Here is a 20,557-nt window from a genome sequence, read left to right as displayed (position 1 = left end):
GAACCGGAGATCTCCCCAGGCGAACTGCGCTGGGCAACCGTCTGTCCGCAGGCGTGATCATCACGAGCCTGCTGTCCGGACTGGCGTTGGGCGCGTGCTCGTCGTACATACCAGCTCAGCACGAAGGCCAGGAGGATCGCGAGCACACCGATCAGAGCATTGGGCACGCGGGCAGCGTGCCACACCTTCGAGCGATGGTGACCCGCGTGCTCCCGCACGACCGCTCCTCGTTCACCCAGGGCTTCGAACTGTCCGGTGGAACCCTCTACGAAGGAACCGGGCGGTACGGGCGCTCGCTGCTGCGGGCGCTGGACCCGGACACCGGCCGCGTGCTCGGGGAGGAACGTCTCCCCGCCGACCTCTTCGGCGAAGGCATCACCGTCGTCGGTGACCGTATCTGGCAGCTCACCTGGCAGGAAGGGGTTGCGCTGGAACGTGATCGGACGAGCCTGCGGGAACTGCGCCGAGTGGACTACGACGGCGAGGGCTGGGGGCTCTGCCACGACGGCTCCCGGCTGGTCATGAGCGACGGCAGCGCGCAGCTCACCTTCCGCGACCCGGCGACGTTCGCGCCCACCGGCTCCGTCCAGGTCACCTTGGAGGGCAAGCCGGTCCCGGAGCTCAACGAGCTCGAATGCGCGGGCGGGCAGGTGTGGGCGAACGTGTGGGGCAGCGATCAGATCGTGCGCATCGACCCGGCGACCGGCGTGGTCGGCGCGGTCGTCGACGCGTCCGGGCTGCTGCCCGCCGGGGAGAAGGCGGGGGCGGACGTGCTGAACGGGATCGCCGCGGTGCCCGGGACCGACGAATTCCTGCTCACCGGGAAGCTGTGGCCGCACGCGTACCGGGTGCGGTTCGCACCGCAGTGATCCACAGCGGCCGCACCCGGCTGTGGAGAACTCGCTCCTGATCTCGCAAATTTCCACAAGTTGTCCACAGCTGGGGCTCGACTGTGGACAACTCCGCGGCACGCCCGGCTGAGCAGCGGCGGAGCGGACGCGGCCGCGCCCGAGGCTGGGGCAGGATGAACACATGGGGCTCCGACGCGACCAGCGCACCGACCAGGAACCGACCGGCCGCCCCGGCTGGGGAGCCGGTCGACGCGGCAGGCGCGGGCGGATCCCGCAGGGCTTCGGCGAACGGCGGGACGACCGGGAGCGCGACGGCGGGTCCGGCCGCGCTGCCGGACCGACGGCGGACGAGCAGGGCCGCGCAGCCGGACCCGCGGCGAGCGAACGGAGCCGCACGGCAAGGCCGGCGGCAGGCGAGCAAGACCGCGCAGCCGGACCCGCGGCGAGCGAGCAGGGCCGCACGGCAGGGCCGGCGGCGGGCGAGCAGGTGGGCACCGAGCACGCGGGGCACGAGCACGCCGCGGCCACCGCACCACCCCGCAGCACCGGGACCCGCCGCGACTCCGGTTCGGACGGCGAGCACCGCCGCGGCCCCGACCCCGACCGGGGGCACGACACCGACGCCGGGCGCGAACAGGACCGGGACTCCACCCCGGACGACCGAGCACCCGGCGACGCTCCCGAGGACACCCCGCGCGGCCGCTGGGACCCCACCGCTCCCCCGCGCAAGCTCACCGTCACCCGCGTCGCCGCCTGGCGCGGCAGGCAGCTCACCCGTGGCGCGATGCGGCTGTTCTTCTCCGCCGCGCACGCCGACGGCGCCGCCGAATCCGGACTGGCCCGGTTCAGCTACGCGGTGATGCTCAACTACGCGGTCGACGCGGCGATGGCCGTGGCGCTCGCGAACACGCTGTTCTTCTCCGCCGCCACCGGCGAGAGCCGGGACAAGGTGGCGCTGTACCTGCTGATCACCGTCGCCCCGTTCGCCGTGATCGCCCCGGTGATCGGCCCGGCGCTGGACCGGCTGCGGCAGGGCAGGCGCACCGCGCTCGCCGTCTCCTTCGGCGTCCGGGTGCTGCTGGCGGCGGTGATGGCGGTGAACTTCGACGGCTGGCTGCTGTACCCGGCCGCGCTGGGCTGCATGGTGCTGTCCAAGTCGTTCGGCGTGCTCAAGGCGGCGATGACCCCGCGGGTGCTGCCCGCGGCGATCGACCTGACCAGGGCCAACTCCCGGCTGACCACGTTCGGCCTGGCCGCCGGGGGCGTGTTCGGGGCGGTGGCCTCCGGGTTCGCGTGGCTGCTGGGGTCGCCGGGAGCGCTGTGGTTCATGGCGGCGCTCGCGGCAGGCGGGGCGTGGCTGTGCCTGCGCATCACGCGGCGGGTGGAGAGCTCGGCGGGCGAGGCGCGGGCCGTGGCCGGGAAGCGGCGGCGGGCTCCGCTGAGCTCGCACGTGGTCGTCGCGCTGTGGGGCAACGCCGGAATCCGGGTGCTGACCGGGTTCCTGACGCTGTTCGCCGCGTTCGTGATCAAGGAGAGCACCCGGCAGGACCCGGCGATGCAGGTCGTGCTGCTCGGCGCGGTGGGCGGCGCCGCGGGGCTCGGCAGCTTCCTCGGCAACGCGGCGGGCGCGCGGATGCGGTTCGGCAACCCGGACCGGCTGATCGCGAGCTGCCTGGGCGCCGCGCTGGCGATCACCGCCTGCGCGGCCGTGCTGGCCGGGGTGCCGGTGGCGGTCGCGGTCGGACTCGTGGGCGCGACCGCGAGCGCGCTCGCGAAGGTGTGCCTGGACGCGGTGGTGCAGCGGGACGTGGCCGAGGAGTCGCGGGCCTCCGCGTTCGGCCGCTCCGAGACGGTGTTGCAGCTGAGCTGGGTGTTCGGCGGGGCGCTGGGGGTGCTGCTGCCGCCGGTGTGGTGGATCGGGTTCACCACGACGGCCGCGCTGCTGGCCCTGGTGCTGGTGCAGACCGTCCTGGTCGGACGCGGCGGCGGGCTCCTCCCCCGGCCGCGCCGCCGGAGCGAGGCCGAACCGGGCACCGAGCGCGTCGCCACCGGACCGTAGGTCCGCCGGACGACACCCGACCGCAGGTCCACTGGACGACACCCGACCGCAGGTCCACCGGACGACACCCGACCGCAGGTCCGCCGGACGACACCCGACCGCAGACCCACCGGCGGCACCGGACCGCACGTCCGACGACCGGCGCCGGACCGCAGGTCCCACCGGCCCGTCGGCCCGACCGGCGATCCCGGGCCGCAGATTCGACGGACGTCCGTCGGCTCCCAGGTCCGCCGGACGACACCCGACCGGAGGCGCACCGGACGACACCGGACCTCAGGTCCACCGGCGCCACCCGACCGCAGGTCCAGCGGACGGCGCCGGATCGCAGGTCCGACGGCGACCCCGACCGCAGGTCCGGCGGACGACACCGGATCGCAGGTCCCGTGGACGACACCCGACCGCAGACCCGATCCGGGCCGGACCGGCGAACGCCGAACCGCGAGGCCGACCGGCGATCCCGAGCGGCAGACCCGGCGGACTCGCCGGACCGCAGCCCGACCGGCGACCCCGGCCCGTGGGTCCGACGGGTGACACCGCGTCGTAGGCTCGCGGTCGTGCATCGTGGACTGAAGTCGCTGCTGCTCGCGGCTCCGCTGGGCGTCATCGCGCTGGCCGGGTGCTCGGCACCCTCCGCCCCGCAGGTCACCTTCTACTCGCACGGCGAGGCCATCGAGGTCGCCCCCGCGCGGTTCTGCGACGCGACCGGGGAGAACTGCGCGCCGCCCGCCGAGGACCCGGTGGGGAAGCTGCGGGTGCCGGAGAAGTCACCGCTGCAGATCTCGGTGCCCGGCGACGTGTCGGCGACGCCGTGGCAGGTCTCGTACATCTACCGGGGCGTGGACGGCCAGGAGATCGAGGGACGCACCGGCGTGATCCGGCCGGACGAGCGCCACTCGTACACCTTGCGCGTCCCGCCGGACGGCACCCGCCTGGAGCACGTCGAGGTCCAGCAGTACTCCGGCCTCCTCGTCCTCGGCGAGGACGGCGGCGTGGACTTCCCCATCGCCGCGACCTGGGTCATCGACCCGACCTGACGTGCGACGAGGGCGGGCGGCGGAGGATCCGCCACCCGCCCTCGTCCGGCGTCGGGAAGGATCAGGCGCCGGGGTCGAGCTCCCGGGCGACCGCGCGGACGACCTCGCCGATCCGCTTGGACACCTTGCGGTCCGGATACCTGCCGCGGCGCAGGTCGGGCTGCACCTTCAGCTCCAGCAGCTTGATCATGTCGTCGACCATGCCGTGCAGTTCGTCGGCGGGGCGGCGGCGCGCTTCGACGACGGAGGGCGGCGGGTCCAGCAGCTGGATCCGCAGCGCCTGCGGGCCGCGGCGGCCCTGGGCCATGTCGAAGTCGACGCGCTGGCCGGTCTTGAGCGAGTCGACGTCGGACGGCAGCGCGGAGGAGCGCACGTACACGTCCTCCCCACCGTCCTGGGTCACGAAGCCGAAGCCCTTGTCCGCGTCGTACCACTTGACCCTGCCGGTCGGCACTGTCCTCACCGTTCCCTGTCGATGCCCGGCCCGCACTCCTCGCGCAACCCTGGTCAGGCCGGGAGCGAGCGGGTCCTTCTTGTCGTCATCGTCCGTCGTGCTGGAGCGTTCCGGCCCTGGCACAACAAAAACGCCCCGGAACGCCACGCTGTCAGAGCGTTCCCAGGACGCGTCAGTTTAAGGGTACCCGTCCGCGGTGGAACACCTTCGCCCCTTTCGCGAGGGATGTGCCGACATCGCGTTGACCTGCGCTTCCCACCTCCGCGGCGGAGGTTCCGGCCACATCGGGGCCGGCCCGGCGAGCGCGGCGCCTACCCTGCCGACATGGACACCGCTTCTCGTCGTTCCGCCGTGCTCCCGCTCGCGGTGGGGCTGTTCGCCGCGGGCCTGCTCGCCGTGCTCGCGGTGTTCGCGTCGTTCGCCGCGGGCGTGGAGAACCTGCCGCTGTGGCTGAACCTGGCGACGCTGCTGGCGCCGGCCGGACTGATCGTCGGGGTGGTCGGCGCGGTGCTGCGCACCCGCCGCGGCTGAGTCACCCGCCGCGGGCGGCGAGCCAGGCGGGGAACTCGGTGAGGTCCGCGAAGACGACGTCGGCGCCCGCTTCCAGTAGTTCGTCGGCCCGGTAGGAACCGGTGGCGACGCCGACGGCGACGGCGCCCGCGGTCTTGGCGCCGACCACGTCGCCGAGGTGATCGCCGACGTAGATGGCGGCGTCCTCGGCGAGCAGCACGTCGCCCTTGGCGGCGGCGAACACGTCACCGGCGAGCCGGTCGACCTTCCAGTCCAGCGCGTCGAGGTGCCGCTGGGCGTTGAGCTCGAACTTCCCGGTGACGACGAGCGCCCGGCCGCCGAGGTCGCGCACCGCCGCGAGCGCGTCCGCGGCACCGGGCATGGCCCGGGTGACCGGCACGACGAGTTCGGGGTAGAGCTCCCGGAACCGGTCCACGAGGCGGGCGACGAGCGGTTCGTCGAACCCGTAGGTGCGCAGCACGTCGGGCAGCGGCGGGCCGAGGTTGGCGGCGAAGTGCTCGCCGTCGAGCGGCACGCGGAACTCCTCGCGCAACCGCTCGAACACGTCGATCATGCCGGGCCGGGGGTCGATGAGCGTGAGGTCCAGGTCGAAGCCGACGGTCGCAGGTGTCACGGCCTGGAGGCTAACCGCCGCGCGCGGCCGAGTGACCGCCCTTGACGCGGAACTTTTCAGTACCGAAAATCGTCGGTGTAACGCGACTCACACTCCCGGGCGAGCTGGAGCAGGCCGATGACGACCACCACGGACAGCAGCAAGCACCGCGACGACTTCCACTCCCTGCGCCCCGGCGGCCTCAACTGGGACTCGCTGCCGCTGCGGCTGTTCAGCAAGGGCAACGCGAAGTTCTGGAACCCCGCCGACATCGACTTCGAGCAGGACGCCCGCGACATGGCCGGGCTCACCGCCGAGGAACGCCGCAGCGTGGCGGGGCTGTGCGCCGAATTCATCGCGGGTGAGGAAGCCGTCGCCCAGGACCTGCGCCCGTTCCTGTCCGCCATGGCCGCCGAAGGCCGCTTCGGCGATGAGATGTACCTGACCCAGTTCATGTACGAAGAGGCCAAGCACACCCAGGCGTTCCGGCTGTGGATGGACGCGGTCGGCCTCACCGAGAACCTCAACGAGTTCGTCGAGGACAACCCCGGCTACCGCACGATCTTCTACGACGTCCTGCCGACCGTGCTGCACGCGCTGGACGCCGATCCGGGGCCGCGCAACCAGATCCGGGCGTCGGTCACCTACAACCACGTGGTGGAGGGCTCGCTCGCGCTCACCGGCTACTACGCGTGGAACAAGATCTGCCGCAGCCGCGGGCTGTTCCCCGGCATGCAGCGGATCATCGGCCACATCGGCGACGACGAGCGCAGGCACATGGCCTGGGGCACGTTCACCTGCCGCAGGCACGTCGCCGCCGACGAGGCGAACTGGGGCCACGTCGAGGAGATGATGCAGGAGCTGCTGCCGCCCGCCATGGAGCTCATCCAGTGGCAACCCGCCGACGCGCCCGAGGTGCGGCCGTTCGAACTCGACACCGACGAACTGCTGAGCTACGCGAGCGACCGCGCCGGACGCCGCCTCGGCGCGATCTCCTCGGCCCGCGGCACCCCGCTGGAGCAGATCGACGTGGACGCCTCCCCCGAACGCCTGGAGGACCAGTTCGGCGAGGAGGACGCAGCCGAACTCGCCAAGGCCTGACGCCCCGGGCGGGTGCCCGCCCGGGGCACCCGCCTCAGTCGCCCAGGTCGAGGATCTCCTTGGCCTGGCGGCGCATCTCGACCTTGCGGATCTTGCCGGTGACGGTCATCGGGAAGTCGTCCACGACGTGCACGTAGCGCGGGATCTTGTAGTGCGCGAGCTTCCCGGCGCAGAACTCGCGCAGCGCCTCGGCGGTGAGCTCGGGCGCTCCGGAGCGCAGCCGGGCCCACACCATCAGCTCCTCCCCGAAGCGCTCGTCCGGGACCCCGATGACCTGCGCGTCCACGATGTCGGGGTGGGTGTAGAGGAATTCCTCGATCTCCCGCGGGTACACGTTCTCGCCGCCGCGGATCACCATGTCCTTGATCCGCCCGGTGATGCTCACGTACCCGGATTCGTCCATCACCGCGAGGTCGCCGGTGTGCATCCAGCGGGCGGCGTCGATGACCTCCGCGGTCTTGTCCGGCTGGTCCCAGTAGCCGAGCATCACCGAATAGCCGCGGGTGCACAGCTCGCCCGCCTCGCCGCGCGGCACGGTCAACCCGGTGGCGGGGTCGACGACCTTCACCTCCAGGTGCGGTCCGACGCGGCCCACGGTGGACACCCGGCGCTCCAGCGAATCGTCGGCGCGGGTCTGGGTGGAGACGGGACTGGTCTCGGTCATGCCGTAGCAGATGGCGACCTCGGCCATGCCCATCCGATCGATGACCTGCTTCATCACCTCCGCCGGGCACGGCGATCCGGCCATGATGCCGGTGCGCAGCGAGCCCAGGTCGAAGCCCTCGAAGTCCGGGTGGTCCAGCTCGGCGATGAACATCGTCGGCACCCCGTACAGCGCGGTGCAGCGCTCCGCGGCGACCGCGGCCAGCGCGGTGCCCGGGTCGAAGCCCTCGGACGGGATGACCATCGCCGCGCCGTGGCTGGTGCAGGCCAGGTTGCCCATCACCATCCCGAAGCAGTGGTAGAAGGGCGGCACGATCGCGACCCGGTCCACTTCGGAATACCCGCACAGCTCGCCGACGAAGAACCCGTTGTTGAGGATGTTGTGGTGCGACAGCGTCGCGCCCTTCGGGAAACCGGTGGTGCCCGAGGTGTACTGGATGTTGATCGGATCATCGGCGCTGAGCCGCGCCTGCGCCGCCGCGAGCCGCGCCGGATCGCCCGCGCGGCCGCGCGCCACCAGCTCCTCCCAGCTCGGGTCGTCGAGCAGCACGACCTGCTCCAGGCCGGGGCACTTCGGCCGCACCTGCTCGATCATCGCGGTGTAGTCGCTGGTCTTGAACCGCTGCGCGGAGACGAGCATCCGCACCCCCGCCTGGCCGAGCACGAACTCCAGCTCGTGCAGCCGGTACGACGGGTTGATGTTGACCAGGACCGCGCCGATCTTCGCGGTGGCGTACTGGGTGAGCGTCCACTCGGCGCGGTTCGGCGCCCACACGCCCACCCGGTCGCCCTTGTCGATGCCCGCGTCCAGCAGGCCGAGGGCCAGCGCGTCCACGTCGGCCACGAACTCCCGGTAGGTCCAGCGGCGGCCGCCCGCGTGCTCGACGAGCGCGTCCGAGTCGGGGACGCGGGCGGCGGTGCGGTCCAGGTCGGCGCCGATGGTGTCGCCGAGCAGCGGCACCCCGGAGGTGCCGGAGTCGTAGCTGAGTGCTGGTGTTCCTGCCGTGTCCACAGTGCCCTCCCCGACGCCGACGTGACGCAGGGCACTCATGATTCCGCCCGTCGCGGCGAAAAGTCGAGTGCTCGGCCCCACTCCTTTTCGGCACCGGCCCTTTTCGGCCCCACCCCTTTTCGGCACCGGACCGTGCCCCCGCGTCCGGCCGTAGGCTCCGGGGGTGCGCATCTACGTCGTGGACTCCTTCACCGAGAACCCGTTCACCGGCAACCCCGCCGGGGTGGTGCTGCTCGACGCACCCGCCCCCGAACCCTGGATGCGGTCGGTCGCCGCCGAGATGCGGCACGCCGAGACCGCGTTCGTGGTGCTGGACGGCACCGAGCCGAAGCCGCTGCGCTGGTTCACCCCCACCACCGAGGTCGACCTGTGCGGGCACGCGACCCTCGCCGCCGCGCACGTCCTCGGCGGCGACCAGCGGTTCGCCACCCGCAGCGGCGAGCTGACCTGCACCGGCTCCGGCGACGGCTGGATCGGCATGGACTTCCCGGCGAGCGCGCTCAGCCCCGCCGAGCCGCCCGCGGACCTGGCCGCCGCGCTGCCCGGCACCACCGTCGAAGCGGTGCGCGAGACTCCGCAGCGGCTGCTCGTCCGGGTCGCCACGGCCGCCGAGGTGCGCGCCCTCGAACCGGACCTGGCGCGGATCGCCGCCTGGCCCTACCGGGGCGTCGTCGTCACCGCCTCGGGCGACCGGGACGGGGTGGACTTCGTGAGCCGGTTCTTCGCCCCCGCGTCCGGCATCCCGGAGGACCCGGTGACCGGGTCGGCGCACTGCCAGCTCGCCCCCTACTGGGCCGCCGAGCTGGGGCGTTCCGGCGTGGAACTGGTCGGCGAGCAGGCGTCGCCGCGCGGCGGGTTCGTCCGCGCCACCCCGCTGGGCGACCGGGTGGCGCTGCGCGGGCGGGCCGTCACGGTCCTCGAAGGCGAACTGCGGGTCTAGCTCGGGGAGAACTCAGGGTCACCACCTGACCACCCGCCCGAGCGGCCGTGCCACGCTGAAGACATGCAATTGCTGCTGAACGTGATCTGGTTGATCTTCGGTGGGCTGTGGCTGGCCCTGGGCTACGCCGTGGCCGGCATCGTCCTGGGCATCACGATCATCGGAATCCCGTTCGCCATCGCCTCGTTCCGGATGGCCAACTTCGCGCTGTGGCCGTTCGGGCGGCGGCTCGTCGACGAGCCCGGCGCGGGCGCGTTCTCCGCGATCGGGAACGTGCTGTGGCTGCTGCTCGCCGGCTGGTGGCTGGCCATCGGGCACATCGTCACCGGCATCCTGCAGTGCATCACCATCATCGGGATCCCGTTGGGCATCGCGAACTTCAAGCTGCTGCCCGTCTCGCTGTTCCCGCTGGGCAAGCGGATCGTCGACTCCGACGACCGGCTGCCCACCCGGGGCTGACCCGCGCCGAGGTGAGCGGCCCACCCGCCGTGGGAGAGGCCGCTCACCGGGGCGTCAGGCGCCGAAGGGGTCCGCGGTGTGCCCTACCAGGTCCGCCACCGAGTTGATCACCTTGGTGGGGCGGTACGGGAACAGCTCCGCGGTGTTCTCGTCCGAGATCCCGGTCAGCACCAGGATCGTCTGCAGGCCCGACTCCAACCCGGAGCGCACGTCGGTGTCCATCCGGTCACCGATCATCAGCGTGTTCTCCGAGTGCGAACCCAGCGTCCGCAGCGCCGACCGCATCATCAGCGGGTTCGGCTTGCCCACGTAGTACGGCGCCCGCCCGGTGACCCGCTCGATCAGCGCCGCCACCGCACCGGTCGCGGGCAACGTGCCCTCCCGGCTCGGCCCCTTCTCGTCGGGGTTGGTGGCGATGAACCGAGCGCCGTTCTCCACCAGGCGGATCGCCTTCGTGATCGCCTCGAAGCTGTAGGTGCGGGTCTCGCCCAGGATCACGTAGTCCGGATCCCGGTCGGTGAGCACGTAGCCGATGTTGTGCAGCGCCGTGGTCAGACCGGACTCGCCGACGACGTGCGCGCTGCCCCCCGGCCGCTGCTTCTCCAGGAACTGGGCCGTGGCCAGCGCCGAGGTCCAGATCGCCGACTCCGGGATGTCCAGGCCGGTGCGGTGCAGCCGCGCGCGCAGGTCGCGCGGGGTGAAGATCGAATTGTTCGTGAACACCATGAACGGCAAGTTCTGCTCGCGGAGCTCGGCCAGGAACCGATCGGCTCCGGGCACCATGTGCTCCTCGTGCACCAGCACGCCGTCCATGTCCATCAAGTACGTCCAGGGCGCTTCCTCAGTCACACCTCAGATGATCCATCGGATACCGGGTGCGTGGCCACTTCGGTCGCCTTAACCACGAAGAACACCAGGTCTCCGATGCCCAGCCGCAGTTCGGCGACCGCCGCGGGCGTCACGTCGGCGGCCAGCACCACCGGCTCCGGCGTCCGCGTCGAGGCCCGCAACCGCACCGCGTCACCGCGCGGTTCCAGCGCGTCGACCCGCACCGGCACCGCGTTGCGCGGGCTGCCGTCCGGCCGTTCCCGGTGCACCGCGACCGCCGACGGCGCGAACACGGCCGCCGCGGGTTCGCCCCGCGCCACCTCCACCGACCTACCCGCGATCGCAGTGCCGCCGAAGTCCAGCCCGCTCTCGGTGGCGACACCGGTCAGCAGGTTCAGCCCGGCGATGCGCGCGGTGAACGCGGCCTGCGGGCGGGTCAGCACCTCCCGCGTCGGCCCCTCCTCGATGATCTTCCCGTCCACCAGCACCGCGACCCGGTCCGCCAGCACCACCGCGTCCAGCACGTCGTGCGTGACCAGCACCGTCGGCTGCCGCTGCTCCTGCAGCACCCGGTGCAGCAGGCCGCGCACCGCCGGGGCGGAATCCACGTCCAGCGCCGCCAGCGGCTCGTCCAGCAGCAGCAACCGCGGCGAGGCCGCCAGCGCGCGGGCCAGCGCGATCCGCTGCGCCTGACCGCCGGAGAGCTGCGCCGGGCGCCGGTCCGCGAACTCGGTCGCGTCCACCTCGGACAGCCACCGGCGCGCCGCCTCCCGGGACGCGGACTTCGACGTCCCGGTCGAGCGCGGCCCGAACGCCACGTTCTCCAGCACCGACATCCGCGGGAACAGCAGCGCGTTCTGCGCCAGCAGGCCCACCCCGCGCCGGTGCGTGGGCACGTGCGCGCCGGTCGCCGCGTCGCACCAGACCTGCTCGTCCAGCGCCACCCGGCCGCGCTCCGGCGCCAGCAGGCCGGACAGCACCGACAGCAGGGTCGACTTCCCGGCGCCGTTCGGGCCGAGCACCGCCAGCACCTCGCCCGGGGCCACCGACAGCTCCACGTCCAGCGCGAACTCGGGCCGCGCGAACGCGACCTCGGCGTGCAGACCCGTCACGTCCGTCCCTCCACCGCTCTCGTGCCCGCCACGCCGATCACCAGCAGCGCCAGCACCACCAGCAGCAACGACATCGCCACCGCGGCGTCCACGTCGGACTGCGCGGTGGTGTAGATGGCCAGCGGCAGGGTGCGGGTGGTGCCCTGCAGGCTGCCCGCGAACGTGATCGTCGCGCCGAACTCGCCCAGCGCCCGCGCGAACGTGAGCACCACGCTCGACCCCAGCGCGGGCAGCAGCATCGGCACCGTCACCCGCCGGAACGTCGTCCACGGGCCGGCGCCCAGCGTCGCCGCGACCTGCTCGTAGCGGGCGTCCGCCGAGCGCAGCGCACCCTCCAGGCCCACCACCAGGAACGGCATCGCGACGAACGTCTGCGCCAGCACCACCGCCGCCGTCGTGTAGGGCAGCCGCAGCCCGGCGTCGTCCAGCAGTCCGCCCAGCGGGCCGGTGCGCCCCAGCAGGTACAGCAGCGCCAGCCCGCCGACCACCGGCGGCAGCACCAGCGGCAGCAGCACCACCGCGCGCAGCACCCGCGAACCGCGCAGCCGCGCCCGCGCCAGCACCACCGCCAGCGGGCCGCCGAACACCAGCGACAGCACCGTCGCCACCAGCGAGGTGCGCACCGACAGGTCCAGCGCGTCCAGGGCCGCCTCGCTGGTCAGCAGCTCGGGCAGCCGGGCCGGGTCCACCCTGGTGAGCAGACCCAGCACCGGCAGCACGATCAGTGCCAGCGCCAGCGCGGCGGGAATCCACAGCACGCCCGGTACGGCGACCGGCCGCGCTCCCCCGCCGCGCGCGCGACGCGGGCTCACTCCGAGCCGAAGCCGTGCTCGGTGAGCACCTGCTCGCCCACCGGGCCGCGCACGTAGTCCAGGAACTTCGCGGCCAGCTCCGGTTCCGGCGCGTCCTTCAGCGAGACGATCGGGTAGTCGTTCACCGCCTCGTCCGCCTCCGGGAAGTCCACCCCCTGCACCTGGTCCGCGGCGGAGCGCGCGTCCGTCACGTACACCAGACCGGCGTCCGCCTCACCGGCCGCGACCTTGCGCAGCACCGACTTGACGTCGTTCTCCTCGCTGGCAGGCTTGATGTCCAGGCCCGCGGCCTGCTCCACCGCCGCCGACGCGGAACCGCACGGCACCTCCGGCGCGCACTGCACGACGAGCCTGCCGGGCGCGGTCAGATCGGCCAGCGCGCCGATGTGGTCCGGGTTGCCCTTCGGCACCGCGATGGTCAGCTTGTTGGTGGCGAACACCTGCGGTTCCCCGCCGGTCACGCCCGCCTTGGTGGCCTTGTCCATGTTCTTGGTGTCCGCGGAGGCGAACACGTCGGCGCGGCGGCCCTGGGTGAGCTGCTCGACCAGCGTGGACGAACCCGCGTAGTCCAGCTGCACCTTCACCCCCGGGTTCTCCGCCTCGAACCGCTCGGCGAGCTGGTCGAACGACTCGGTCAGCGAGGCCGCGGCGAGCACCGTGACGGTGCGCTCGCCCTGCGCCTGCTCACCGCCGCCGGTCGAACACCCGGCCGCTAACAGCGCCAGCCCGGCCAGGGCCGCGACAACTCCACGTCTCACCACGTCAGCCTCCCGGCGTCTCCACCACGACGTTGGTCGATTTGACCACCGCCACCGCCAGCACTCCCGGTTCCAGGCCGAGTTCCCGCACGGCCTCGGTGCTCATCAGCGACACCACCCGGTGCGGGCCGCACTGCAGCTCCACCTGCGACATCACCGTGTCCGAGACGACTTCCGTGACGAGCCCGACGAGCCGGTTGCGGGCTGAGCGGCCGACCCCCGACGGGTCCGGCACGGCGCGCGCCTGGTCGCGGGCGAACCCGGCCAGCACGGCACCGTCCACCACGAGGCGGCCGGAGCCGTCCCGCTCGGTGGCGAGTTGCCCGCCGTCGGCCCAGCGGCGCACGGTGTCGTCGCTGACGCCGAGCAGTCCGGCGGCTTCGGAAATCCGGTAGTGCGGCACAGTCGTGCAGATTACTGCCGCACCTGCGGCCAGGACAGCGCCCACCGTCCGCACCCGCGGGTGCTGGACCGTCCACTGCGGATCCCCGCAGGTCGGGAAACCTGCGCTCCGCTGCGAGAAAGCCGCTCCCGGCGATCGAAATACCCCCGCGAGCAGGGTTAGGGTCGATGGTGTGACCGCAGTGGACCTGGGCATCCCGGCCGTGCGCCCCACGACCGACACGTCGACGCGTCCGGACACCCCGGCACTGGTCGACCGATTCGGCCGCGTGGCCACCGACCTCCGCGTATCCCTGATCGACAAGTGCAACCTGCGCTGCACCTACTGCATGCCCGCCGAGGGGCTGCCGTGGCTGAAGCGGCAGGAGATGCTCGACACCGACGAGATGATCCGGCTGATCCGGCTCGCCGTCGAGACCCTCGGCGTCACCAACGTGCGGTTCACCGGTGGCGAACCGCTGCTGCGCCAGGACCTGGTCGACATCGTCGCGGCCACCAGCGCGCTGCCGAGCCACCCGAAGACCTCGCTGACCACCAACGGCATCAACCTGCACCGCTACGCGGACGCGCTGGTGGCGGCCGGGCTGGACCGGGTCAACGTCTCGCTGGACACGCTGCGCGCCGAGACCTTCCACGAGCTGACCCGCCGCGACCGGTTCCACGACGTGCTCGACGGGCTCGCCGCGGCGAAGGCGACCGGGCTGGAGCCGGTGAAGGTGAACGCGGTGCTGCTGCGCGGCGTGAACGACGACGAGGCCGGGGACCTGCTGCGCTTCTGCCTGGAGCAGGGCTACCAGCTGCGGTTCATCGAGCAGATGCCGCTGGACCCGCAGCACGGCTGGGACCGCGAGCAGATGATCACCGCGGACGAGATCCTGGAACGGCTCGGCGCCGAGTTCACCCTCACCCCGCACGTCGCCGAGCGCGGTTCGGCGCCCGCGGAGCGCTGGCTGGTGGACGGCGGGCCCGGCACGGTCGGCGTGATCGGCTCGGTGACGCGGCCGTTCTGCGCCGACTGCGACCGCACCCGGCTCACCGCCGACGGGCAGCTGCGGTCCTGCCTGTTCTCCACCTCCGAGACGGACCTGCGCGGCCCGCTGCGCGACGGCGCGGGGGACGAGGAACTCGCCCGGCTGTGGCAGGGGACGATGTGGGCCAAGAAGGCCGGGCACGGGATGGACGACGACGGGTTCGCGCAGCCGTCCCGGCCGATGAGCGCGATCGGAGGCTGACCGCCGTGACTGTGCAGTTCGAAGGTGCTCCCGCCGCGACGGCCGTCCGGGTGCGGTACTTCGCCGGCGCCAGGGCGGCGGCGGGCGTGGCCGAGGAGGTCCTGAGCATCGCGCCGGCCGTGCCGGGGCCGGTGCGGGCGTCGGACGTGGTCGAGGCGGTGCTGGCGGCGCACGACGAGCGGCTGGCCGCAGTGGTGCCCGCCTGCAGCTTCCTGCTCAACGGGGTCGCGCTGCGGGACCGGTCGATCGAGGTCGGCGCGGGTGACGAGCTGGACGTGCTGCCGCCGTTCGCGGGTGGCTGAACGCCTGCGGCGATCGAGTTCTCTCCTCATTACTCCGCCCGCGCAGGCGCGCGTGCGCGAATACAACATTCCCCGGCGTGTCTGACACACTCCCCCGAGTGACTTTTCGGTGTGCGATCGAGTGGTCCCGCACCGTCTCCCCGGAGGTGCCGCCGGGACGGTCTCCCGATCTTGGAAAGACCCCGGGACGATCTCGAGCCATCTCCTCCAATCCCTCACCCGGCAGAGGTTCGCCATGACCGAGCGTCACTGCGCTTGATCGCGCAGTGATCGCCGGAAGGCCCGATTCCACGCCTGCCCTGGACTCGATTCAGCCCGCTCGCGAGATGACATCCGGTCGACGACGAGGTTGCGAGGCCACTGATGTGGTGAGCCACGCCTCACCGACGGTGATCGATCTCGGCCCGGAAACGACTTGATAACGACGCCCTGATCAGCGAAAACGATCGAGATCGGACACCCCTGAGCCATCGTTACTGTGACTAGCGTCACATATGCTCAGATTTCCGCTTCGGCGATCGGTTACGTAGTGTCGCTCTCCGGTCGGCCCCGAACCGATCAGCAAGGACCACGGAAGCCCGCAGCGCCGAACCCTGTCCGGCGGGCTTCCCACCCCCGAACGAACACACCGGACAGGGGCGGGGGAACCACCACTGGGCGCCCCGAACGCCCTAGGGGTGAAGCCGGCTCCCGAGCCGGCCGGGCTGCCTCTCAGCCCGAACCCGACAGCTCACCTCGCAAGCGCGGCAGGAGAGGGAACATGACTCGCTACGAAGGCAAGCACCGGAAACCTTCCACCGCCGGTATCGCTCGCAACGCCGCCAGACTCGCCATCGCAGGTGCCGTGGTCGCCGCCCCGATCGCGGTCGCGGCCCCCGCGAACGCCGCGGACTGGGACCAGCTCGCGCAGTGCGAGAGCAGCGGCAACTGGAGCGCGAACACCGGCAACGGCTTCTCCGGTGGCCTCCAGTTCACCCCGTCGACCTGGGCGGCCTACGGCGGCACGCAGTACGCGTCGAACGCCAAGGACGCCAGCCGTGAAGAGCAGATCGCGGTCGCCGAGAAGGTCCTCGCTTCGCAGGGCCCCGGCGCCTGGCCGGGCTGCACCTCGAAGACCAGCTGGACCAGCGGCAGCACCAGCGGTGGGTCCAGCTCCGCCTCCGAGAAGAGCTCCTCCTCGTCGTCGAAGAAGAGCTCGAAGAGCACCACCAGCACCAAGAAGAAGTCGACCGTCAAGTCGAACGGCGCCGACTACACGGTGCAGGCCGGTGACACCCTGGGCAAGATCGCCAGCCAGTACGGCGTGGACTACCAGGACATCTTCGAGCGCAACAGCGGCGTGCTGAGCGACCCGAACCTGATCTTCCCGGGCCAGCAGCTCGACATCAAGTGATCGACCGGCCAGGTCGTCGACCTGGCGCGGAGTCGACCGCCCGGCTCGTTCCCCCGTGCGAGCCGGCGCGACTCCCCTCTCGGGCCCCTGCCGCCTCCCCCAGCGGCAGGGGCCCGTTCTTCTTCCCGAGCCCGACGCCGCCGCGAGACCCGATCGTCACCTCGCCGAGATCTGAATGCATCCGGCGCGCCCTGAGAGCGCCGTCAACGAGATCAACGGGCGTTCCCGCCCTTCCCCCGAGATCCCGCACGTCCGACAGCGCAGAGACGATCTCAGCGGCGATCGCCGGAGCGAGGCTCCGAATGTCGAGGCTCCGGATCAGGGGCAGTTGACCCATTCCTCCGAGGCGTCGGTGAAGACCTGGCGCTTCCAGATCGGCAGCCTGCGCTTCACCTCGTCCACCAGCTCCGCGCACACCGCGAACGCCTCCTTGCGGTGCTCGGCCGCGACCGCGCAGGCCAGCGCCACATCGCCGATGCCCAGGTGCCCGATCCGGTGCGCCACGGCCAGGCCGCGCACGCCCTCGTAGCGGGCGGCGAGCTCGGCGGCGACCTCGCGGATCACCTCGTCCGCGCTGGGGTGCCCGACGTACTCGAGCTCGGTGACGCCGCGGCCGCCGTCGTGGTCGCGCACCACGCCGCCGAAGGTGACGACCGCGCCCGCGGCCCGGTCCTGCACCAGCCGCTCCAGCTCGGTGACGTCCAGCGGCCGGTCGACGACCTCGGCGCGCAGCACCTCGGCCGGCGCGGTCCGCACCGGTGCGGCGTGCGCGTGCGGCACCCCGCCGCCCGGCGCGTGGTCCCCGCCGTCGAGCTGGTCCAGCGCGTGGTCCAGCACCCCGTCCAGCACGCCGAGCCCATCGGCGACCCCGCCGCGGGACCCCGGCAGGTTCACCACCAGCGTCCGCCCGGCCACTCCGGCCAGCCCGCGGGACAGCACCGCCGTCGGCACCTCCGGCAGCCCGGCGGCGCGGATCGCATCGGCCAGGCCGGGCACGGGACGGTCGAGGACCTCGGCGGTGACCTCGGGTGTGCGGTCCGTCGGGTTGATCCCGGTGCCGCCGGTGGTGATCACCACCGCGACCTCGGCGGCCACCGCCGCGCGCAGCGCCGCACCGACCGGCTCACCGTCCGGGACGACCTGCGGTTCGCCGACCTGGAACCCGCGTTCGCGCAGCCACTCGACGATGATCGGACCGGTGCGGTCGGTGTACACGCCTGCGGCGGCGCGGTTCGACGCGGCCACGACTCGAGCGGTGCGGGTCGGCATGGTCGGAGCTCCTCGCGTGCTGAGCGGATCGTGCGGCGGCCGGGTCGTGCACCGGACGGTTCGCGCACCGGACGGCGGACTCGCGGGCCGGGTGGATCGCGGACCGGTCGGGACCCGGCGGGGCGACCGCGGATCCACGTCGTGGTCCAGCGTACGAGCAGCCGCCGGGCCGCGGCCGATCAGTCCTCGCGAACCCAGGTGCCCGTCTTGCCGCCTTCCTTGCGCTCCACCCGGACCGCGTCGAGCACGGCGGCCGGATCGACCGCTTTGATCATGTCGTGCAGCGCGAGCCCGGCGCCGGTGACGGCGGTGAGCGCCTCCATCTCGACACCGGTGCGGTCGGTGGTGCGCACGGTCGCGGTGATCCGCACCTCGGCATCCCCCAGGTCGAGCTGCACCTGCACCCCGGACAGCGCGATCGGGTGGCACAGCGGGACGAGGTCCGGGGTGCGCTTGGCGGCCATGATCCCGGCGATCCGCGCGGTGGCGAGCGCATCGCCCTTGGGCAGGCCGTCCCGGCGGACCAGCGCGAGGACCTCCGCGGTGGTGCGCACGACGCCGGTGGCGACGGCGGTGCGCGCGGTGACCTGCTTCTCGGAGACGTCGACCATGCGGGCCGCGCCCGACTCGTCCACGTGCGTCAACTCGTCCTGCGCCATACCGCGAACTCTAGTCCGCGCGGTGCGCGGCCCGTCCGGCCAGTGCACCCGGCCGGACGGGCCGCTCACCTGCGGCGCGGGATCAGAAGTCGAGGTCCTCGGCCATGGACCACGGCATGGAGGAGCCGCCCGGCGAGGGCTGCTCGGTGCGGCTCGCGATCGCGGCCTTGCGCACCGCTTCGGCAACGGCGGGGGCGACGTTGCTGTCGAAGACGCTCGGCACGATGAACGACGGGTTGACCCGCTCCTCGCCGTCCACCACGTCCGCGATGGCGTTCGAGGCGGCGATCATCATCTCGTCGGTGATCTCGTGCGCGTGCGCGTCGAGCAGCCCGCGGAAGAAACCGGGGAACGCGAGCACGTTGTTGATCTGGTTCGGGTAGTCGCTGCGCCCGGTGGCGACGACCTTGGCGTGCTGCTGGGCTTCCAGCGGGTCGATCTCCGGGTCCGGGTTGGCCAGCGCGAACACGATCGCGTCCTCGTTCATGGTGGCCACGTCGTCGCTGCTGAGCAGGTTCGGCGCGGAGACGCCGATGAACACGTCCGCCCCGTTCACCGCGTCGGACAGCGTGCCGGTGCGGCCCTCGGAGTTGGTGCCCGCGGCGATGGAGCGGAGGTTCTCGTCCTCGTCGCCGCGGCCGCCGTGCACGATCCCGTCGATGTCCACGGCGATGATGTCCGCGGGCGACTTGCGCTGCAGCAGCCGGATGATCGCCGAGCCCGCCGCGCCGACGCCGCAGACCACGATCCGCACGTCCTCGATGTTCTTGCCGACGACGCGCAGCGCGTTGCGCAGCGCACCCAGCACCACGATGGCGGTGCCGTGCTGGTCGTCGTGGAACACCGGGATGTTCAGCTTGTCCCGCAGCCGCGCCTCGATCTCGAAGCAGCGCGGCGCGGCGATGTCCTCGAGGTTGATGCCGCCGTAGACGGGCGCGATGAGCTCGACCGCGCGGATGATCTCCTCGGTGTCCTGGGTGTCCAGGCACACCGGCCAGGCGTTGACGCCGGCGAACTTCTTGAACAGCGCCGCCTTGCCCTCCATCACGGGCAGCGCGGCCTCCGGCCCGATGTTGCCGAGGCCGAGGACGGCGGAGCCGTCGGTGACCACGGCGACCGAGTTCCGCTTGATGGTGAGGCGCCGGGCGTCCTCCGGGTTCTCCGCGATCGCCGTGCACACCCGGGCCACGCCCGGCGTGTAGGCGCGGGAGAGGTCGTCGCGGTTGGCGAGCGCCACCCGCGAGCTCACCTCGATCTTCCCGCCGAGGTGCACCAGGAACGTCCGGTCCGAGATCTTGCGGACCTTCACGCCGGGCAGCTCGCCGAGCCGGTCGGTGATGTCGCTGGCGTGGTCGGCGGACAGCGCGTTGCAGGTGATGTCCACGACGATGCGATCGGTGTGCGATTCGACGACGTCGAACGCGGTGATGACGCCGCCGGAACGCCCCACGGCGCTGGCGAGGTCACCCGCGGCGCTCGCGGACGGCGGCGCCTCCACTCGGACCGTGATCGAATAGCCCGGACCTGGAACCGGCATGGCGACACCCCTGTCGTGAAGTTTCGACTCGAGCGCCGGGCCTATGCACAGAACTCAGGTCTCAGGCAAGATCCAACACCCACCAAAGCCATTGAACTTCACCCGGCTGAGAAAAAGCCTAGAACTTTCTCCGGTGTGATCGATATCCGGCACCGTTACCGACGAGTCGGCCTTGACAACCGGCCCGGAACGCACGTCGGCCCCGGGTCCGCTGGGGACACCGGGGCCGGGGCGGCGCGGCGGGGCCGCTACTCGCCGGACGTCACTTGTTGAGCTCGGTGACGGGGTGCTCGTACGGGAACGTGCCCTCGTCGAAGGGGAAGGTGACGTCGCCGAACGGGGACAGCGCGCCCTGCTTGTCGGCGACCAGCTCGCTGACCGGGTGCTCGCCGTCGCCGACGTGCGGCCACGTCGGGTCGATGCGGTCCTTCTTCGCGTTGCCACCGGCCACGGTCATCCTCCGGAAAGTCGGGTGGGCGTACGCGCACCAGTTTGCCCGATCGGGTGGCCAGGGCGAACCCCGGCCCGCCGGATGCGGTGCGGATCATCGCCCGAGG

At 72.2% G+C, this 20,557-nt stretch carries 22 protein-coding genes and 1 riboswitch; of the genes, 10 read left to right on the top strand and 12 right to left on the bottom strand.

What is annotated here, in order from left to right; all coding sequences use genetic code 11:
• The first annotated feature begins 158 nt into the window (after nt 1-158).
• The 3 genes from AC29IT_RS12070 (at nt 159) to AC29IT_RS12060 (ending at nt 3,944) form a co-directional block, all read left to right on the top strand.
• A complete protein-coding gene (locus tag AC29IT_RS12070; protein ID WP_488218882.1) occupies nt 159-869 on the top strand; it encodes a glutaminyl-peptide cyclotransferase in 711 nt (236 codons plus the stop codon).
• Between the two features lie 163 nt (nt 870-1,032).
• Entirely contained in the window at nt 1,033-2,910 is a 1,878-nt protein-coding gene (locus AC29IT_RS12065) for an MFS transporter (RefSeq protein ID WP_488218746.1), read from the top strand.
• Between the two features lie 554 nt (nt 2,911-3,464).
• Nucleotides 3,465-3,944, top strand: a complete 480-nt coding sequence (locus tag AC29IT_RS12060) for a DUF2771 family protein (RefSeq protein WP_358433967.1) — start codon at nt 3,465-3,467, stop codon at nt 3,942-3,944.
• A 61-nt stretch (nt 3,945-4,005) separates the two neighbouring features.
• Here AC29IT_RS12060 and AC29IT_RS12055 read toward each other — a convergent pair whose 3' ends face one another.
• Complete coding sequence (locus AC29IT_RS12055) at nt 4,006-4,398, bottom strand: cold-shock protein (RefSeq protein ID WP_358433965.1); 393 nt, start codon at nt 4,396-4,398, stop codon at nt 4,006-4,008.
• A gap of 324 nt (nt 4,399-4,722) precedes the next feature.
• Here AC29IT_RS12055 and AC29IT_RS12050 point away from each other — a divergent pair, with 324 nt between their 5' ends.
• A complete protein-coding gene (locus AC29IT_RS12050; RefSeq protein ID WP_358433962.1) occupies nt 4,723-4,929 on the top strand; it encodes a hypothetical protein in 207 nt (68 codons plus the stop codon).
• 1 nt (nt 4,930) lies between these two features.
• Here AC29IT_RS12050 and AC29IT_RS12045 read toward each other — a convergent pair whose 3' ends face one another.
• Nucleotides 4,931-5,542 carry an HAD family hydrolase gene (locus tag AC29IT_RS12045; protein ID WP_488218745.1) on the bottom strand — a complete coding sequence of 204 codons (612 nt, stop codon included), beginning with the start codon at nt 5,540-5,542 and terminating at the stop codon, nt 4,931-4,933.
• 117 nt (nt 5,543-5,659) lie between these two features.
• Between AC29IT_RS12045 and AC29IT_RS12040 the strand changes: the two genes are divergently transcribed.
• Entirely contained in the window at nt 5,660-6,622 is a 963-nt protein-coding gene (locus AC29IT_RS12040) for a R2-like ligand-binding oxidase (protein WP_488218744.1), read from the top strand.
• Between the two features lie 34 nt (nt 6,623-6,656).
• Here the strand turns inward: AC29IT_RS12040 and AC29IT_RS12035 are convergent, their stop codons facing one another.
• Complete coding sequence (locus AC29IT_RS12035) at nt 6,657-8,336, bottom strand: AMP-binding protein (RefSeq protein ID WP_488218743.1); 1,680 nt, start codon at nt 8,334-8,336, stop codon at nt 6,657-6,659.
• Between the two features lie 124 nt (nt 8,337-8,460).
• Here AC29IT_RS12035 and AC29IT_RS12030 point away from each other — a divergent pair, with 124 nt between their 5' ends.
• Both AC29IT_RS12030 and AC29IT_RS12025 read left to right on the top strand, forming a co-directional pair.
• A complete protein-coding gene (locus AC29IT_RS12030) occupies nt 8,461-9,237 on the top strand; it encodes a PhzF family phenazine biosynthesis protein (protein WP_358433951.1) in 777 nt (258 codons plus the stop codon).
• A gap of 63 nt (nt 9,238-9,300) precedes the next feature.
• Complete coding sequence (locus tag AC29IT_RS12025) at nt 9,301-9,696, top strand: YccF domain-containing protein (protein ID WP_488218742.1); 396 nt, start codon at nt 9,301-9,303, stop codon at nt 9,694-9,696.
• 54 nt (nt 9,697-9,750) lie between these two features.
• Here AC29IT_RS12025 and AC29IT_RS12020 read toward each other — a convergent pair whose 3' ends face one another.
• From AC29IT_RS12020 to AC29IT_RS12000, 5 genes are read right to left on the bottom strand one after another with little or no spacing between them, the layout of a single operon-like run.
• Nucleotides 9,751-10,515: an HAD-IIA family hydrolase gene (locus tag AC29IT_RS12020; RefSeq protein WP_488218881.1), complete on the bottom strand. Its 765-nt coding sequence runs from the start codon at nt 10,513-10,515 to the stop codon at nt 9,751-9,753.
• A gap of 26 nt (nt 10,516-10,541) precedes the next feature.
• Nucleotides 10,542-11,636: a sulfate/molybdate ABC transporter ATP-binding protein gene (locus tag AC29IT_RS12015; protein ID WP_488218741.1), complete on the bottom strand. Its 1,095-nt coding sequence runs from the start codon at nt 11,634-11,636 to the stop codon at nt 10,542-10,544.
• A complete protein-coding gene (locus AC29IT_RS12010; RefSeq protein WP_358433942.1) occupies nt 11,633-12,448 on the bottom strand; it encodes an ABC transporter permease in 816 nt (271 codons plus the stop codon). The genes AC29IT_RS12015 and AC29IT_RS12010 overlap by 4 nt, the downstream gene beginning before the upstream one ends.
• Nucleotides 12,445-13,209: a molybdate ABC transporter substrate-binding protein gene (gene modA, locus AC29IT_RS12005; protein WP_488218740.1), complete on the bottom strand. Its 765-nt coding sequence runs from the start codon at nt 13,207-13,209 to the stop codon at nt 12,445-12,447. The genes AC29IT_RS12010 and modA overlap by 4 nt, the downstream gene beginning before the upstream one ends.
• Before the next feature lies 1 nt (nt 13,210).
• A complete protein-coding gene (locus AC29IT_RS12000) occupies nt 13,211-13,609 on the bottom strand; it encodes a TOBE domain-containing protein (protein WP_358433936.1) in 399 nt (132 codons plus the stop codon).
• Between the two features lie 172 nt (nt 13,610-13,781).
• Here AC29IT_RS12000 and moaA point away from each other — a divergent pair, with 172 nt between their 5' ends.
• From moaA to AC29IT_RS11985, 3 genes are all read left to right on the top strand, one after another.
• Nucleotides 13,782-14,840, top strand: a complete 1,059-nt coding sequence (gene moaA / locus AC29IT_RS11995; protein ID WP_488218739.1) for a GTP 3',8-cyclase MoaA — start codon at nt 13,782-13,784, stop codon at nt 14,838-14,840.
• Nucleotides 14,841-14,845: 5 nt separating this feature from the next.
• Complete coding sequence (locus AC29IT_RS11990) at nt 14,846-15,142, top strand: MoaD/ThiS family protein (protein WP_488218738.1); 297 nt, start codon at nt 14,846-14,848, stop codon at nt 15,140-15,142.
• Between the two features lie 625 nt (nt 15,143-15,767).
• Nucleotides 15,768-15,882, top strand: a riboswitch (cyclic di-AMP (ydaO/yuaA leader).
• A 20-nt stretch (nt 15,883-15,902) separates the two neighbouring features.
• Nucleotides 15,903-16,535 carry a transglycosylase family protein gene (locus AC29IT_RS11985; RefSeq protein ID WP_358433927.1) on the top strand — a complete coding sequence of 211 codons (633 nt, stop codon included), beginning with the start codon at nt 15,903-15,905 and terminating at the stop codon, nt 16,533-16,535.
• 318 nt (nt 16,536-16,853) lie between these two features.
• Here the strand turns inward: AC29IT_RS11985 and AC29IT_RS11980 are convergent, their stop codons facing one another.
• The 4 genes from AC29IT_RS11980 to AC29IT_RS11965 form a co-directional block, all read right to left on the bottom strand.
• A complete protein-coding gene (locus AC29IT_RS11980; protein ID WP_358433924.1) occupies nt 16,854-17,804 on the bottom strand; it encodes a molybdenum cofactor biosynthesis protein MoaE in 951 nt (316 codons plus the stop codon).
• A gap of 179 nt (nt 17,805-17,983) precedes the next feature.
• A complete protein-coding gene (moaC, locus tag AC29IT_RS11975; RefSeq protein ID WP_358433922.1) occupies nt 17,984-18,463 on the bottom strand; it encodes a cyclic pyranopterin monophosphate synthase MoaC in 480 nt (159 codons plus the stop codon).
• An 82-nt stretch (nt 18,464-18,545) separates the two neighbouring features.
• The gene (locus AC29IT_RS11970) at nt 18,546-20,000 is read right to left on the bottom strand and encodes an NAD-dependent malic enzyme (RefSeq protein WP_358433920.1); all 1,455 of its coding nucleotides are present in this window, start codon (nt 19,998-20,000) and stop codon (nt 18,546-18,548) included.
• A 262-nt stretch (nt 20,001-20,262) separates the two neighbouring features.
• Nucleotides 20,263-20,457 (bottom strand): hypothetical protein, encoded by a 195-nt coding sequence (locus AC29IT_RS11965; protein ID WP_358433918.1) that lies wholly within the window; start codon nt 20,455-20,457, stop codon nt 20,263-20,265.
• Nucleotides 20,458-20,557: the final 100 nt, after the last annotated feature.

This window comes from Saccharopolyspora sp. MMCC62 (assembly GCF_057736575.1).
This window is presented reverse-complemented; position numbering and strand designations above follow the sequence as displayed.

Coding starts and splice junctions, on each gene's coding strand:
- AC29IT_RS12040 (WP_488218744.1), top strand. CDS start 5,660: ATGACGACCACCACGGACAGCAGCAAGCACCGCGACGACTTCCACTCC.
- moaC (WP_358433922.1), bottom strand. CDS start 18,463: ATGGCGCAGGACGAGTTGACGCACGTGGACGAGTCGGGCGCGGCCCGC.
- AC29IT_RS12020 (WP_488218881.1), bottom strand. CDS start 10,515: ATGGACATGGACGGCGTGCTGGTGCACGAGGAGCACATGGTGCCCGGA.
- AC29IT_RS12035 (WP_488218743.1), bottom strand. CDS start 8,336: ATGAGTGCCCTGCGTCACGTCGGCGTCGGGGAGGGCACTGTGGACACG.
- AC29IT_RS12065 (WP_488218746.1), top strand. CDS start 1,033: ATGGGGCTCCGACGCGACCAGCGCACCGACCAGGAACCGACCGGCCGC.
- AC29IT_RS11965 (WP_358433918.1), bottom strand. CDS start 20,457: ATGACCGTGGCCGGTGGCAACGCGAAGAAGGACCGCATCGACCCGACG.
- AC29IT_RS12050 (WP_358433962.1), top strand. CDS start 4,723: ATGGACACCGCTTCTCGTCGTTCCGCCGTGCTCCCGCTCGCGGTGGGG.
- AC29IT_RS11980 (WP_358433924.1), bottom strand. CDS start 17,804: ATGCCGACCCGCACCGCTCGAGTCGTGGCCGCGTCGAACCGCGCCGCC.
- AC29IT_RS11970 (WP_358433920.1), bottom strand. CDS start 20,000: ATGCCGGTTCCAGGTCCGGGCTATTCGATCACGGTCCGAGTGGAGGCG.
- AC29IT_RS11985 (WP_358433927.1), top strand. CDS start 15,903: ATGACTCGCTACGAAGGCAAGCACCGGAAACCTTCCACCGCCGGTATC.
- AC29IT_RS12025 (WP_488218742.1), top strand. CDS start 9,301: ATGCAATTGCTGCTGAACGTGATCTGGTTGATCTTCGGTGGGCTGTGG.